Below are 15,267 nucleotides of genomic sequence, written 5' to 3'. Positions count from 1 at the left end.
TGGATTGTTAAATTTATAACTTTTGTTTACACAACTATTAGATTTTATAATCTCATTATAATCGTGTGTCATTATGAGTTTCTGTAACTAAGTCACGTTAATTGTCTATTAATCTTTCTTTTTCCTTTTCTCTTTTTCTTTTAACTGCCGTTTGGCCTTGATTTCTTCTATTTTAGTATGAATCTTAGAGTCTTCTTGCTTTTCTTTTCTATTATATACCTTCTCAAACGTATCTTCATCAATATAATCTAAGTTAAAATAATCGTTGGTTCGAAAAGGCAAGTCGTGGGCAATTAGCGTTCGATTAATAAAGGCTTTGATAAGGGCATAGATGACAGCAAATATCGGAACCCCTATAAACATGCCTAATATTCCAAATAGACCTCCGCCAAGTAATATTGCGACAATCACCCAGAAGCTTGATAATCCAGTGGAATGCCCCAATATTTTAGGCGCAATAATATTACCGTCCAAGGTCTGCAATAACATAATGAAGATAATAAAATAAATAGATTTAATCGGGTCAACAAGTAAGATTAAAATAGCACTTGGAATTCCTCCAAGATAAGGGCCAAAAAACGGTATAACATTTGTTACTCCAATAATTACACTAACTAGTATCGCATATGGCATATTCATTAAGTTTGTTACAATAAAGCATATGAAACCAATCAGCAAAGAATCAAGTAATGTGCCACTAATAAATCCACTAAACATTTCATTCGTCAACCTTACATTTTTAATCAAAATATTTGCTCGATATGGTTTTAATACAGCATATACCAACTTTTTTGTTTGAGCCGCAAATAATTCTTTGCTACTCATGACATAAATAGAAACAATAACCCCAATAAATAAATTCTTTAGCACACCAATAAAATTAATGACTCCAGAGGATAGTTGCACAAAAATCTGATTTACTCTTGGTAAAATCTGTGTATTTAAGAATTTCTCCGTATATTCTGATGCAGCATCTAGATACTCAATGACATCTGTTTCTAAATTTGGTTTATCTATAAAGACCTCTTCAACAGATTGAATAAAGTTATCATAAATTTGCGGAAATGACGTTATTAAGCTACTAATACTTATAAAAAGCTGTGGAATCAACAAAGAAAACAAACCAAAAAAGAGTAAAAGCGCAAAGGCAAGTGTTACAAAAATAGCTAAGGCTCTGATTCGTTTTCGATTCTTTTTACTTTTAGCAAAGCGGCATTTCTCATAAAAGAAGGGTTTTAAGACATGTTTTTCCAAGTAATTAACAACCGGTGACAACAAATACCCAATTACCAGACCATAAATGATGGGCATTAAAATGGTTATCCATTTGCCGATTGCACATTTTATTTCATCAAGATGAAATACTCCGTAAAATAAGAATATACTTACGGATATTACAGAAATTGCCGTTACCCCCCAATATAAATACTTTTTATCCCAATGATATTTCATATTTATCCTCCATGCGATTGTTAAGAAAACGCTAGATGCGTCTTGATTTTATTATAGTCAAATAAGAAAAAGGTATTCGTTCTTTTCAAAATCCTTATTTTGGCGTTATCATTTAGCATACCCATATATGATTTGAAGCGATTCAATTGTACTATGGAAATAGAAAAAGAGCAGGCGTTCTAAGCCTGCCACTATTTCATTTCTATTATTCATATCGTAATGCTTCAATTGGATTCATTTTAGCCGCTTTATTAGCTGGATAATATCCAAAGAAAACGCCAATTGTCATTGAAAACGTCAAGGAAGCTAAGATACTGCTAGCAGATGCTGATGCAGGATATCCTAGTAAAGTTGCTGCTACATTTCCTAATATCACACCTAGTACAATACCTAGTATTCCTCCAATCATACAAATAATAACTGCTTCTACAATGAATTGTAACCGAATAGAACCATTTGTTGCACCCAATGCCTTTCTTGTCCCAATCTCTCTGGTTCTTTCTGTAATGGAAACAAGCATGATATTCATAACACCAATACCTCCAACTAATAGTGCAATCCCTGCAATAACAGATATTGCTACCGTAATGGTAGAAAGCATATCCATCATAGTTGATACAAGAGATTCCATACTAAAAGCACTTATCTCAAAATCATTATTGTTTCGATAAAAAGGTTCATAGAAACGTTCAATTTGATTTACAAAACTAACTGAATCTACACCTGTTTTGGTTACAACCGAAAATTGTGAGAATCCTGTTGTATGATTTATATTCATAGCTGTCTTTAGAGGAATGTACATACTTGTCGTAATATCCTTATCAGACATGGTTGAAAAACCAAAACTCGCCTCTTCATATTTGTAGACACCAACAATTGTATAGGTAATATATTTATCATTTGTTTTAACTTCAACTTCATTCCCAATTGCATCCTCTAGGTTCCCATCAAACATATTGTCTACGAATTTATCAGATACAATTGCTACTTTTTTTGCTCCTTCAAAATCACGCTTTGAAAAAGCACCTCCCTTTAAAAAAGTAATATCATTTGCAACAAAGTATCCTGCGCTTACACCAATTACTTGTGTATTTGCAGATTTATTGCCTGTCTTTGACTGACCTGCTCCAACCGTTTCACTAGCTGAAATGACTTCAATTGAATCTGGATAAGTTTCACATAGCTTTTCTATCATCTGCGTTGTAATGTAATCTTTTTCTTGTGCCAATCCACTTCCCTTTTTACTACTCCCAAATACAGCTCCAGATTCATTTACCTCTTCCTTCTCTGTTTTTTGCTGTAATCCAACCGTAATGTTATTTGCTCCCATAGATTCCATGGAGGAGGATACAGAGTTGGTTAAAGAGTCACCCACTGTCATAATCGCAATAACAGAGCCTATACCTATGATGATGCCAAGCATCGTAAGGAGTGCTCTCATTTTATTTGCTAATAAACTGTTGACGGCGAGCAGTATGTTTTCATAAATTAATGTCATGCTCCCATCCCCTTTCTTTCCTCTATTACATTACCATCTTTGATAGTAATGATACGCTGTGTTTCTTCTGCTAATTCATTGGAATGAGTAATTAATACGATGGTCTTTCCTTGTTCCTTATTTAACTTATGAAACAAATCCATTACCATTCGCCCTGTTTGGGAATCTAGGGCACCAGTTGGTTCATCTGCTAAAATAATTGCAGGATTATTCGCCATTGCTCTTGCAATCGCAACTCTTTGCTTTTGCCCTCCCGATAGTTCTTCTGGCTTGTGCTTTAATCTTTCTCCAATTCCAACCAAATCAAGGAGTTCTTTTGATCTTTCAATACGTTCTTTTTTCTTTTTTCCTGCATATAACATGGGTAACTCTACATTTTTTAATGCAGTGGTCTTTGAAATTAAGTTATAGGTTTGAAACACAAACCCAATCTTTTCATTTCTGATTTTTGAGAGTTCATAATCTTTAGCTGCGTTGATATCTACACCATCCAAGATATAATTACCTTCTGTCGGTCGATCTAAAATTCCTATCACATTCATTAATGTACTTTTTCCTGAGCCAGACGCTCCTACAATGGAGACAAATTCACCTTCTTCAACTGATAGCGAAATTCCATTTAGAATTTGAAGCTCGTTTGGTTCTCCAATGTAGAATCGTTTGATTATATTGTCTAATTGAATGATTGTTCCCATTTTAATACCTCCTAGAACCCTCCCATTGGTCCCATGTTTGGTATTGAGACCTCTGTATTATTAGAAGGTATTACAACTTGCATGCCCTCTGTTATTTCTTCACTGATGATTTCTATATAATAATCTGTATCAAGTCCAAGGGTAACGGCTATTTGCTTTGGCTCTTTACTACCCTCTGTAACCACTTCAATTGTTCCTTGTCCATCGCCTGTCTGTGTCACTGCATCATATGGTACTGCTAATACATCTTCTTTTGTCTCAAGTATTATGCTTAATTTTGCAGTCATTCCAAGACGTAATTTCTCATTTTGTGAATCAACGGATACCTCAACCTGATAATTTACATCATTGCTTGTAGTAGAGGTGGTAGTCTTGGATTCTGGTTTTGGTGAAATATATGTAATGGTACCAGCTAATTCTTCTTCTCCTGTTGCATTCGTTTTAATCACTACTGGCATTCCTGTGTAAAGACTTCCAATGTCATATTCATCCACAGTAGCTTTTACAAGAAATGAATTGTCATTTTCAACTACAACCATATCGCCACCCGTATAAACATTGCCTGCAACTACATTCACTGCGGTTACGACTCCATCAATCTTTGCAGTTACATTTCCTTTTTCTAATTGCTCTTCATATTTCTTTAATTCATCTTTTTTTGCATCAAGATTCGTTTCATTTGAAATCCTTACTGACGCCAAATTCTCTTCTTGAGCACGAACGGTATTGGTGTTGCTTCGATTCGTATTGTCTCGCTCCATTACGGCACTGTCATAGGTATTTTGAGCTGCTTCTACAGAAGATTTAGCCACGTCTAGTTGACTTTCTAAAGCTGACTGATTACTTTTTGCGGTCTCATAGGCTACTTGTGAAGCCTCATATGATGCTTTGGCTTCACTATAAGACGCTTCTATGGTTGCTAACTGTGTTTTTGCATCACTTGTTATCTGTAATTTCGCCGCCAAATCTTCTTTTGCAGTTACTAACTGTTCATTGAATTGCAAAAGCAATGTTTCATCTGTTGTAGAAGCTATTTTCGTCGTCAACTCATCTACTAAAGCCTGTGCTGCATCCGAATCTGCCTTTGCAGTTTCATAAGCAATGTTTTTTGTTTCATATTCTTTGCTTATTTTTTCAAAGGCTTTCTTTTTACTACTATAGTCCTTTTTCGTACTTTTAACTTTATCTTCTGCTGATTCCAAATCGCTTTCTATTTCACTTTGATTGTTTTGTGCTTCTGTCAATTTATTCTCCGCAGTTTCAACTTTACTGTTTGATTGTTGTGTTGCAGCATCCAACGTTTCTTTCGCGTAACTTAAGGAGCGTTTTGCTGCTTGTTCACTGATACTATTTTGTTTTTCACCTGTTTCAATGCTTTTTTGTGCCAAATCCATTGAATCCTCAATGTTACTTACATCAAACGTACAAAGAATATCACCAGCCTTCACTTTATCTCCTACTTTTACATTTACTGAAGTGATTTCATAACTAGTAAGTGACGCTTGCTCTTCTTGTACTTCGCTTGCCGCTATGGTACCCGTTGCACTTATACTATTGGTCAGTGTTCTTCTTTCAATGGTTTCTGTTTCAAGAGCGGCTTCCTGCCCTTTTTTTCTATTAGAAGAAAGTGCATTTGCTCCGAATAATCCTACAACAAATAGCACTACAACAATGAAAAGTGCTATTATTTTTTGTTTCTTTGAAAAAATCTTTTTTAACTTACTCAATCTAACATCCTCCGTTTTGTGATTTTTTCATACGATATCAAATGAATTTAAACTCAATATAAACAAATGTTTTATATCCTAAAAGTATATTTGTTCATATTAAGTTTAAAATACTTTACTATAATTAGATTATCACACTTAATTGTGTTAAAATATATGAAAAAAGCAGGTAAGTTACCTCTTATAAACGTCATAAAAGAGGCCTTACAACGATTGGAGGATTCGTTATGTTTACAATATTGGTCGTGGAAGACGATGATAATCTAAGACAGCTTTTTTGTACGGTACTAAATAAAAACGGTTTTCGAACCATTGATGCCAAGGATGGAATAGAGGCATTGGATTACATGGATAAAGAGTATGTGGATTTATTGATTTCCGATATTATGATGCCAAATATGGACGGTTATACCTTAATCAAAGAATTAAGGGCAGCACACTATGAGATACCGATTCTTTTAATCACAGCAAAAGAAAGCTTTCAAGATAAAAAGCAAGGCTTTATGTATGGAACAGATGATTACATGGTAAAACCAATCGATGTTAACGAAATGGTTCTTCGTGTTAATGCTTTACTTAGACGAGCACAAATCATCACAGAAAGAAAACTAACGATTGGAAAGACCGTTCTAGAATACGATACCTTGACGGTTTATCAAATGGACGAGACTATACTTCTTCCTCAAAAGGAATTCTATCTTCTCTATAAATTGGCTTCTTACCCAAATAAAATTTTTACCAGACAAAGTATTATGGATGAAATATGGGGCATGGAAAGTGAATCGGATGAGCGTACCGTTGATGTTCATATCAATCGACTTAGAGAGCGTTTGAAAGAAAATGAAGATTTTGACATCATTACCGTTAGAGGCTTAGGATACAAAGTGGTGAAGAAAAATGAGTAGAAAAAAAAGAAAATATATAAATCTATGGTTCACCTTTGTTTTAGTCGTGTTTTTTTCAACTCTTCTTTCTACTGTTTTACTTAGTTTGATTGCTGCCTTCTTTTTGCATTTTGGACTTTTTATTCATTTAAAAGAAAATCCACTAGTTCCCATTATTATGTTACTTTTTATAAGTACTTGTATTGGTACTGTCTTTTCCATGATTAGTGCAAAGGTAATCATTAATCCAATCAAACGATTCAGCCATGGATTAAATCAGGTGGCTAAGGGTGATTTTAATGTTTCTTTGGAGGAAAATCAGAAAATCTATGAGATTGATGTTATGGCAAAAAACTTCAACAAAATGGTGATAGAATTGTCTAGTATTGAAACACTACGAAACGACTTTATTGCCAATGTATCTCATGAATTTAAAACTCCCCTTGCTACCATTGAAGGATATGTAACATTGCTACAATCTGAGGACTTATCACCACAACAAAAGCAAAATTATATAGATATTATAATGAGTAGCACAAGACAGCTTTCTACACTCACTAGTAATATATTAAAAATTTCTAAATTAGAGCACCAAGAACAACTTTTGGACAAGAATTGGTTTTCCTTGGATGAACAAATCAGGCAGGCCTTGCTTTTTTTAGAAAGCAAATGGGCGAAGAAAGAAATCAACCTTGATCTTGAATTAGCAACTATCTCGTTTTATGGCAATGAAGAATTAATGATACAAGTATTTATCAATTTAATCGACAATGCCATCAAATTTACATCAAAAGGTGGTCAAATACAAATCGTTGCCTATCAGACTAGTAATGAGGTAACGGTTTCTATTACAGATAACGGCATTGGAATCTCCAAGGAAGGAAGACTACATCTATTTGAAAAATTTTATCAGTCAGATAAGGCTAGGTTATCTGAAGGAAATGGACTAGGCTTAACTTTAGTAAAACACATTGTAGATTTGTCAGGAGGAACTGTTGATGTTCACAGTGAATTAGGAGTAGGAACCACCTTTACGCTTACTTTTCCAACTTCATGAATGGGAACTGGTAATCCTTTGAAAATATGATATACTATTGTAATAATGATGTCGGAGGAAGATATTTTATGAAAGAACATACGTATCATGAACAAATCAATATTGATAACGCAGTAAAGCTTCGTACCATTTTAACTACGTTACCTCGTTTTTGTGCAGACTTTTTTAGAGGAATTGAACCTTCTACCTCGTCTCGGACAAGAATTGCTTATGCTTATGATTTGCGAACTTTCTTCGAATTTTTGCATGAGGAAAATCCAATCTGTAAAAAAATGAATATGAGTGATATTCCTCTTTCTATACTAGATGAATTAAAACCAGTTGACATTGAAGAATATCTGGACTATTTAAAATACTATACAAAAGATGGCGTGGAATACACGAACAAAGAGCGAGGAAAAATGCGTAAACTTGCCTCTCTTCGAACCTTTTATAACTACTTTTATAAGAAGGAACTAATTGAGAAGAATCCTCCTGCACTTGTTACCATGCCAAAGGTACATGAAAAAAATATTGTACGTCTTGATATCGATGAAGTTGCAATCTTACTTGATGAAGTAGAACAAGGCGATAAGCTGACGAAAAAGCAACAGCAATTTCACAACAAAACAAAAGTTCGTGATCTGGCCTTGCTTACTCTCTTACTTGGCACTGGGATTCGAGTATCTGAATGTGTCGGACTTGACATTGATGATGTGGATTTTAAAAACAATGGAATTAAGATTCATCGAAAAGGTGGTAACGAGGTGATTATCTATTTTGGCGAAGAAGTGGAGGAAGCCTTACGAGATTACCTTGAACAGCGCACCCACATGATTGCTGTTGAAGGCAGTACCAATGCTCTCTTTCTTTCGCTACAGATGAAGCGCATGAGTGTACGCTCCGTTGAACTCTTAGTCAAAAAATATTCAAAGTTAGTAACTCAGCTTAAAAATATCACACCACATAAACTTCGCAGTACATATGGTACGAATCTCTACCGAGAAACAGGTGATATTTACTTGGTGGCAGATGTTCTTGGACATAAAGACGTTAATACAACTAGAAAGCACTATGCTGCGATTGAAGAAGAACGCCGCAGGAAGGCAGCGGGGTTTGTGAAATTGAGGAGGGAATAGGTATTGCAGTTATAAAATACTCACTTAAAGATTTTAAATACGAATTTTCTCAATTACAGACTATAATAACCCAATGAAAATCTAAAGATTTTCATGGGGTTCATCGGTGGAGGCGATGCATAAACTATATAATTCATCACAGATATTATTTATATTAATATTCTATTTTTAAATTTGCTCCATTGTTGCGATTAGAGGTGGGATAATTATTTAGGAATCAACATATCTACAAGTTCCATTCCACACTGATAACTTTTTGATTTCAGTATAATATGACCTTTTTGATTTTTTAACAAAATTTCTACTTTCCCAGACAAACCTTCCTTGATTGTTTTATCCATTATGCCTAATTTAGGAGCCAATAACTTTTTAAAAAGTGCTGCCTCACCCTTTATTTTCAAATAATACTTTTTATTTCTTAAATCCAAGTGAACACTCGTATCTGTACGTTTATTTACATTTAATTTTGATCCATTATAAGTTGCAAATCGATATTCTACCCCTTGATGAATTAAATTACAAATAAATCCAGTAAATGAAAACGACAAAAATGGTATTGTTGCTACGGAGCAAAACAGTCCGGTTGTGCTATCTTCAAAATGATTGGATTGTATCCAAACATAGCTTTTGGGAAAAGATCTTCCCCAATCCTTCTCAATATATCCTTTGCCACCTGTAAAATCAATTACTTCACCATTGACTTTTAAGGTTCCACTCAGTTGATGACTCATGCTAATAATACCATGCTTACATTCCATAAAAGGAATATAACTAAAAAACCCCATAATATTGGGGCTAAGTGCAGATGTTACAATTGGCGTTAGATCTATCAATTTAACAATTACATTCACCTTTAATTTTTCTGAATCAATGTCTAGTTTCAAACAATCCTTTGAGAAATAGTTGTTATTGATAGATATCGAAAAAGGATTATCAACGTTAGAAAAAGCGCCGATAGGATAATCAATCATATACGTATTTAATTCATTGTTTTGATTCAAATGAAGACATTGAATAAAACTCTTAGCACCGGATTTATCTAAATTCACTCCTGGAATAAAGCAAACGGTATTTTTTCCGTCTGATGTAACTTGCTTATAATACCAGCCCTCAAAATATGACTTATTGTATTTTCTTTTCTGAAAGGTCTCTGGATGTTTATGTTTATTCATTGTTTTAAGCCCTCTTTCACACAAATAAATTTATTTCCAGATAATCGCTGTCATCTTTTCAAACTCAATTCTGCCAAAACTAAGTATATGATTCCATTCATTTACGATTCCTATTTATTATTAAACTAAATTGCTAATTTTTATTCAGGGTTATCGTGTTTATTTTAATGCTCTTTTTTTAATTTTCCCCTCTAAATATCGAGCTATTAACCTATTCTAAAGCTTATCAATCGAATAGCAAATAACACTCTCCCCATCTCCAAAAATATGTTGTTTGTCTACTCCACCAAACCATTCATAGTCCTTATCACCTTCACCTCGGGTTTTTATCAGATCAGCAACACCATCTCTTAATTGCGTAAGCAAAGAAATATCGTCAAATCCCTTTGCATGACCATGAAGAATATAATCGGCATCATTTGTAACATACATAATTTTATCGAGATGTTTCAATAAATCCTCTAATTTACTACTTTCCTCAAGTTGCATCCATAGATGATGGTTAATACCGTCCCCAGTAAATAATATCCTATCCTCTCTCAATAATAAACAGATCCCCCCAGGCGTATGTCCAGGTAAAGAAATCACATCCAACGTTAATCCGCCAAGTTCAATCACATCACCATCTGAAATATCTTTAAACGGAGGCATTGATAAATTGTGTGCCTTACACGCTTCAACAAAATCGGGAAGGGCAATATGCTCTTTCACAATTTCTTTATCATCTGGATGGATATATGCCTCTTCAAAATAAATATTTCCATATATATGGTCACAATGTCCATGAGTATTTACTACCATGAATGGCAAATCAGTCAACGTACGAACTACATCATGTACATTCTCATATCCAGTCATGGTATCGATCACTAAAGCCTTCTTTTGCCCTACTACTAAATAACCAGTAGCGCCTTCCTTATCACGCAAAAGATAAATATGATCCTTTAATTGTTTCACTTCAATTTTTCTATTCATTTAACCTTCCTCCTTAAAATTCATTCCCCCTGATAAATTTCATTTTATTAACTTATGTACCTAGAATAGCCCAAGGAAACCATTTAACCGGTTCTGCATCTTTCACTTCCTCGTTGGTATAGTTCGCTAACATTTGTGCCTCTTTCAAAGTTTCAATAAATCCATTTTCATTTAATGAATAATCAAATTTATTCTTATACTGATTTTCAAGACCGTTACAGATATAGGAATGAAATCCACCATGCTCTTATCCTAGAATCTCATATCCTAAAATTGTACTATGTGAATCAATTGCCATAGCTTTATTAATGTTTTTACATATTCCATATCCCAAATCTTGATCTTCTAAAAAAGAATTCTTATAAGTCTTTGGTAGAGCAACTCCGATAATTTTCAGTTCACTTTGATTATATAAAAACTTCTGGCAAAACTCATTTGCACTATTTAGGCTACTAAAAACATTCGGATATTCAAAGCGATTCTCAGATTCTTTATTTAACCAATCTTCCATTTTATTATAGTCAGAAAAATCTACCCCAATTTCCTTCCTATACTCTTTCTTTTTCTTTCGTGACTTGTTAAAAACAACACTACTATCCGGATAGAAATCACAAATACAACTGCTTGCAGAAAGTAGTGATTCAGGCAGTACATCATGATTCATCCATTCAGCTCTCGTTATCGGCTTTATAATAAAATAGCCTCCTAGATAAAAGTATTCATTTAAATAATTTGTCAAATCATCACCTAAATTCTATCTTTCCTTTTACTCAAATGTAGCTTATCAATATTACTTGTTTTTAGTATTTTTCTCTTTTTATGTGCTGTAATAATTGTATAACTATGCGCATTTACCGTAATAATACAATCCTTGGTAGCAATATACCAATTTTTCCCACTTCTTTCTATGGATGACTCTGTCAATAAGGCCTTTTCTTTACACCATGCAACCACATCTTCTGTATCAAGAGAAAGATTTTTCTGAATTCGTGTCACACCTAGTTTGGTAGTATGGAGCTTGTTAATATTTTGTAATAATTCATTTTTCATATTTAGCTTCTTCCTCTTCTCCATACTTAATCTAGTTAATCATAATATATCCCTTTCTTGAAACGAATTGTTTCAGCTTATTTCCATTAATTCATATTCTTCCTTTGTAATACAACTAATATGCTCTGTCTTAATCTCATTGATGAGTGGCCATTCTTTGTCTTTTAATGTGTACTGATACTGAAAGCCACATTTTTCTTGCACACTCTTTGATTTATCGTTGCCATCAAAATATCCGCACCAAAGTTTTTTCATATGTAATTGATGAAATGCATATTCCATCAAGCACTGAACTGCTTCTGGTATCAAGCCTTGTCCCCAAAAAGGAACGCCAAGCCAATATCCAATTTCTGCTTCATCACTTGCAATCTCGATGTTACTTTTTTCTCCAATCCTAAGACTTATACAACCAATAGCCTTATTATCCTCCTTCAGGCAGACAGCATAGGTCTCTGGTATTGCTAGCACAAGTTTTATGATATCTTTGCTATGTTCAATACTGGTATGTATTGGCCAGCCTGCACTTGGACCAACTTTAGGATCGCTTGCATATTCATAACAGCTTTTTGCATCACTGATATCCCAAGGACGTAGTCGTAATCGTTTGGTTTCAAACTCCATTTTTCATTCCCTCTTTCTAACTTGTTGCCTTAGCTATAATCAATCTTACATATAGCGTCGTACTCTTTCTTTATAGCTTATGTACTCTAAACCATAACCATCTTTCTTCTGCAAGAATAATCCAATGTGCAGATATTTGAAAAATGATAATGATTGCAAGTAAAATACAAGATTTTGTAAGAAAGAAGCATCCTATGAAATAAATGAAACATTTAGTCTCCTTATTATTTTGGAATTACGTTATTTGCGGGTATGACTTTACTTTTGGCATTTTACGAAATACTGTATCATTGGCCCTACTTCTTCTTTCTTTTCTATGACAAAATATTTTTCTAACATATCTTCAAATGATTGGATTGACATATTAAATAAATCTGGTCTACCTAAGTGTTTTTCAATCATCATAGTAATTTGGCACACTGGACTTTCTATGTTTGGAATATCAAAAACAAATTTGCCATTTTGTTTCATTATACGATGAGCTTCTATGATTACTTGTTCAATAAAATCACTCTCAAAATACTCAAGGGAACCTATACATGCACCGATATCAAAAAAGTTTGCTTCATAAGGAGTGTCATGCATACTTGTGCAATGCAATGAACCAATACTTATATTATTCTTTGCAACAAATTCGTTAAGTAACTCAATTGTTTTACTACTTATATCTACCCCATGATAGGTTGATGACCAATTATCATATCCAGCAAACTTAAGGTTTAGGCAGCATCCAAGGTCAATAAAATTCATATCTTTTAATGGTGATAAATAGTCTTTGATTTCTTGCCTTGCGCTATCGGATAGCAATCCTTTACTTCTTAAAGATTGAAACAATGGATAGTTTGGATGATTTGTAATATACTCTGGTAATTCATTGTACAAATCAATACCTTTTCGTCCTAAATCAATTGCTTTATCATATGATTTTGCAACTTCTTTTATCTGCGTTTCCATTATTTAATACCCCCACGTTTTTACTTCCCAAGCTCCGCCTTTGTTACGAACGAGAATCCATTGCCAATCAGAATACGTTTCATTCGGATTAAAGCTACCATCCCCTCCTGCTGCATCTACATCAAATGTTGATAATAAAACGATTGCTTGGTCTGCATTATATTGGATTGCCCATCCTCCTGATTCCGTTACACTCGTACTGTCTTTATAACATAATTGCGTTAATTTACAACCTTCAAAATGATTACGAAAATATTTAACCACTGCATCCATCGCATCATTGATATCTTTTTGGCTGTACACTTCGGATGCTGTAACCTTACGGCTTACGTTACTTACATCCCCAACGTCTTTTTTCAGGAAGAAAAATACAATACTTATTACAATAATAAGTATTAGTAAAATAGGAATATATCTTCTTTTCTTCAAAACGTGCATGCCCTTTCCCTTTTATTTATTGTGTTGTTTTTTTATTGCCGCTTCTATAAATGCTTTTGAAATACACATTGCACTTATCATAGGACTCATTCTTTTATATTGTACGGTATCCTCTTTATATTTCATTTGGGCTTTCTTTGTTTTATGTATAATAGAGAGTATAGGTTGTAATGATTTTTCGATATCTAACTGTGTATATAAATCAATACTACTATCCTTTGCTATCAATGCCTTTGCTATCTGCAACGCTCTTATTCTATTTTTTAAGAGCGAATGTTGAGAGGTACCTTCCAAAAACTTTGTTTGCATCTTTTCACAATTGATAATGGTAGAAGAAATAAGTTGTATTGCAGCATCTAATTCTTCTTGTGAGTAATTTTCCATGTCTATCTACTCCTAACTTTGTTTCCATTTAAAAAATACCAAACTTCTTTTTCTTATAAAAAGGCACAACATCTTTTACGGCATCTCTACCAAAGTCACTAGACAAAGGAACAAAATCAAGATATTTTCCATTTGAAAAAGGAGTTCCCACATTTGCTATTTTAGAAAACACTTCATTCATATCACCAGTAAAATCTACAACAATAAGATAGCTTTGTTCATCATCTTTTATCATTAATCTTAAATATGCTGCATTTATCTTCTTATTCGTTTTAAGGTATTTGCAAATTGCATCAATCATTGCATTTGGGTATTCTGCTGGCTCACCAAGCAAAACTTTCGTATCCTTATTTGCTACCTGTTCTTTTACCACTATTTTTTGAGGTAATCCGTTTGCAACCTCATCAATGATCTCAATCATATCTTTTGTTAAAATAATATTTACACCATATGGATTAATTGTAATACCATCTGCTTGTTCAATAAAAGCTTTGAATTCTTCAAACCCTACAATGTTACCACTATATTTTAGATCTTTATCAAATCTTTTAAATTCGTTCCAGTCAGTAAAAAATGGATAAAAGTTTTTCTCTTCTTTATTGGTAACGAGAGGAAATTGTATAATACTATCTTCCTTAATTACACGAGTCCCATCTTCCGTATTTTTATTTTCCATATTCAATTTACTAGCATCCATTGGCATTAGATATTTTGCATGATATATTTCTTTGAACATATTTTCTTCCAAAACTTTTGTAGCTTTTTTGCTACGCAGTTCTTGAAAGAAATGGTTAGCTGCACAAACTAATGTTGGATTCATAATTGGTTTGTTTATCTCTGGGACATTTGAAAAATCTGGCTCGTCAATCACATCTAACAAACTCATTACCAAATGAGTCTGACCATTGTCTATTACAAGCATTTCAAAACCACTCCGATACAAGTCACCAAACATAAACATTCTTTGCTCTTTCTTGCTTTCTAATGGACTTACAAATATTTGTTGTTGTAACATATAATCTTGATATTCTTCGTAGTATTGTTTTTCTGAAAAGAGATAGCCAGCTGGCTTGCCACTCTCATAATCTAAATAATAATTATTGGTGTAAGGCATAAATGAAATCCAAATGGATTCTTCACTTTTTAATCGCTCAATTATTTGTTTATATACCTGATTATCCTTTTTTAAATCGTACGATTTGATGAGCTGTTGTATTGTTTCCATGTTATAACTCCTTTGTT

16 protein-coding genes are annotated in these 15,267 nt (G+C 33.5%); 3 read left to right on the top strand and 13 right to left on the bottom strand.

Annotation, left to right across the window (positions count from 1 at the left end; translation table 11 throughout):
- Positions 1–108: 108 nt before the first annotated feature.
- The 4 genes from F7O84_RS04600 to F7O84_RS04585 all read right to left on the bottom strand — a co-directional run bounded on the left by F7O84_RS04600 (position 109) and on the right by F7O84_RS04585 (position 5,372).
- The gene (locus F7O84_RS04600) at positions 109–1,452 is read right to left on the bottom strand and encodes an AI-2E family transporter (RefSeq protein WP_151142413.1); all 1,344 of its coding nucleotides are present in this window, start codon (positions 1,450–1,452) and stop codon (positions 109–111) included.
- A gap of 205 nt (positions 1,453–1,657) precedes the next feature.
- Complete coding sequence (locus F7O84_RS04595) at positions 1,658–2,950, bottom strand: ABC transporter permease (RefSeq protein WP_151142411.1); 1,293 nt, start codon at positions 2,948–2,950, stop codon at positions 1,658–1,660.
- Positions 2,947–3,645, bottom strand: coding sequence for an ABC transporter ATP-binding protein (locus F7O84_RS04590; RefSeq protein ID WP_151142409.1), 699 nt, complete (start codon positions 3,643–3,645; stop codon positions 2,947–2,949). Before F7O84_RS04590 ends, F7O84_RS04595 begins: the two co-directional genes overlap by 4 nt.
- An 11-nt stretch (positions 3,646–3,656) precedes the next feature.
- Positions 3,657–5,372, bottom strand: a complete 1,716-nt coding sequence (locus tag F7O84_RS04585) for an HlyD family efflux transporter periplasmic adaptor subunit (protein WP_151142407.1) — start codon at positions 5,370–5,372, stop codon at positions 3,657–3,659.
- A 227-nt stretch (positions 5,373–5,599) separates the two neighbouring features.
- Between F7O84_RS04585 and F7O84_RS04580 the strand changes: the two genes are divergently transcribed.
- From F7O84_RS04580 to F7O84_RS04570, 3 genes are all read left to right on the top strand, one after another.
- The gene (locus F7O84_RS04580) at positions 5,600–6,277 is read left to right on the top strand and encodes a response regulator transcription factor (RefSeq protein WP_151142405.1); all 678 of its coding nucleotides are present in this window, start codon (positions 5,600–5,602) and stop codon (positions 6,275–6,277) included.
- A complete protein-coding gene (locus F7O84_RS04575; RefSeq protein WP_151142402.1) occupies positions 6,270–7,313 on the top strand; it encodes a HAMP domain-containing sensor histidine kinase in 1,044 nt (347 codons plus the stop codon). Before F7O84_RS04580 ends, F7O84_RS04575 begins: the two co-directional genes overlap by 8 nt.
- 68 nt (positions 7,314–7,381) lie before the next feature.
- On the top strand, positions 7,382–8,431 hold the full coding sequence (locus F7O84_RS04570) for a tyrosine-type recombinase/integrase (RefSeq protein WP_151142400.1): 1,050 nt from the start codon (positions 7,382–7,384) through the stop codon (positions 8,429–8,431).
- Between the two features lie 206 nt (positions 8,432–8,637).
- Here F7O84_RS04570 and F7O84_RS04565 read toward each other — a convergent pair whose 3' ends face one another.
- The 9 genes from F7O84_RS04565 to F7O84_RS04525 all read right to left on the bottom strand — a co-directional run bounded on the left by F7O84_RS04565 (position 8,638) and on the right by F7O84_RS04525 (position 15,250).
- On the bottom strand, positions 8,638–9,603 hold the full coding sequence (locus F7O84_RS04565; protein ID WP_151142398.1) for a tocopherol cyclase family protein: 966 nt from the start codon (positions 9,601–9,603) through the stop codon (positions 8,638–8,640).
- A gap of 216 nt (positions 9,604–9,819) precedes the next feature.
- A complete protein-coding gene (locus tag F7O84_RS04560; protein ID WP_151142396.1) occupies positions 9,820–10,578 on the bottom strand; it encodes an MBL fold metallo-hydrolase in 759 nt (252 codons plus the stop codon).
- Between the two features lie 247 nt (positions 10,579–10,825).
- Complete coding sequence (locus F7O84_RS04555; RefSeq protein WP_151142394.1) at positions 10,826–11,317, bottom strand: hypothetical protein; 492 nt, start codon at positions 11,315–11,317, stop codon at positions 10,826–10,828.
- Positions 11,318–11,325: 8 nt separating this feature from the next.
- A complete protein-coding gene (locus F7O84_RS04550; protein ID WP_151142392.1) occupies positions 11,326–11,628 on the bottom strand; it encodes a DUF3781 domain-containing protein in 303 nt (100 codons plus the stop codon).
- Positions 11,629–11,700: 72 nt separating this feature from the next.
- Entirely contained in the window at positions 11,701–12,249 is a 549-nt protein-coding gene (locus tag F7O84_RS04545) for a GNAT family N-acetyltransferase (RefSeq protein WP_151142390.1), read from the bottom strand.
- Between the two features lie 258 nt (positions 12,250–12,507).
- The gene (locus F7O84_RS04540) at positions 12,508–13,203 is read right to left on the bottom strand and encodes a class I SAM-dependent methyltransferase (protein WP_151142388.1); all 696 of its coding nucleotides are present in this window, start codon (positions 13,201–13,203) and stop codon (positions 12,508–12,510) included.
- Positions 13,204–13,206: 3 nt separating this feature from the next.
- Entirely contained in the window at positions 13,207–13,632 is a 426-nt protein-coding gene (locus F7O84_RS04535; RefSeq protein ID WP_151142386.1) for a hypothetical protein, read from the bottom strand.
- Positions 13,633–13,653: 21 nt separating this feature from the next.
- Positions 13,654–14,025 (bottom strand): hypothetical protein, encoded by a 372-nt coding sequence (locus F7O84_RS04530; protein ID WP_151142384.1) that lies wholly within the window; start codon positions 14,023–14,025, stop codon positions 13,654–13,656.
- Between the two features lie 28 nt (positions 14,026–14,053).
- Complete coding sequence (locus tag F7O84_RS04525; RefSeq protein WP_151142382.1) at positions 14,054–15,250, bottom strand: enhanced serine sensitivity protein SseB; 1,197 nt, start codon at positions 15,248–15,250, stop codon at positions 14,054–14,056.
- Positions 15,251–15,267: the final 17 nt, after the last annotated feature.

Source organism: Candidatus Galacturonatibacter soehngenii (genome assembly GCF_008830185.1).
GTDB classification, from domain to species: domain Bacteria; phylum Bacillota; class Clostridia; order Lachnospirales; family Lachnospiraceae; genus Lachnotalea; species Lachnotalea soehngenii.
The sequence above is the reverse complement of the archived record's forward strand: the minus strand, read 5'-3'. Positions and strand labels throughout refer to the sequence as shown.

Bases quoted from the DNA above. Each gene is read 5' to 3' on its own strand.
- F7O84_RS04600 (WP_151142413.1), bottom strand. From the start codon at position 1,452: ATGAAATATCATTGGGATAAAAAGTATTTATATTGGGGGGTAACGGCA.
- F7O84_RS04525 (WP_151142382.1), bottom strand. From the start codon at position 15,250: ATGGAAACAATACAACAGCTCATCAAATCGTACGATTTAAAAAAGGAT.
- F7O84_RS04550 (WP_151142392.1), bottom strand. From the start codon at position 11,628: ATGAAAAATGAATTATTACAAAATATTAACAAGCTCCATACTACCAAA.
- F7O84_RS04565 (WP_151142398.1), bottom strand. From the start codon at position 9,603: ATGAATAAACATAAACATCCAGAGACCTTTCAGAAAAGAAAATACAAT.
- F7O84_RS04580 (WP_151142405.1), top strand. From the start codon at position 5,600: ATGTTTACAATATTGGTCGTGGAAGACGATGATAATCTAAGACAGCTT.
- F7O84_RS04570 (WP_151142400.1), top strand. From the start codon at position 7,382: ATGAAAGAACATACGTATCATGAACAAATCAATATTGATAACGCAGTA.
- F7O84_RS04560 (WP_151142396.1), bottom strand. From the start codon at position 10,578: ATGAATAGAAAAATTGAAGTGAAACAATTAAAGGATCATATTTATCTT.
- F7O84_RS04575 (WP_151142402.1), top strand. From the start codon at position 6,270: ATGAGTAGAAAAAAAAGAAAATATATAAATCTATGGTTCACCTTTGTT.
- F7O84_RS04590 (WP_151142409.1), bottom strand. From the start codon at position 3,645: ATGGGAACAATCATTCAATTAGACAATATAATCAAACGATTCTACATT.
- F7O84_RS04540 (WP_151142388.1), bottom strand. From the start codon at position 13,203: ATGGAAACGCAGATAAAAGAAGTTGCAAAATCATATGATAAAGCAATT.
- F7O84_RS04595 (WP_151142411.1), bottom strand. From the start codon at position 2,950: ATGACATTAATTTATGAAAACATACTGCTCGCCGTCAACAGTTTATTA.
- F7O84_RS04530 (WP_151142384.1), bottom strand. From the start codon at position 14,025: ATGGAAAATTACTCACAAGAAGAATTAGATGCTGCAATACAACTTATT.
- F7O84_RS04545 (WP_151142390.1), bottom strand. From the start codon at position 12,249: ATGGAGTTTGAAACCAAACGATTACGACTACGTCCTTGGGATATCAGT.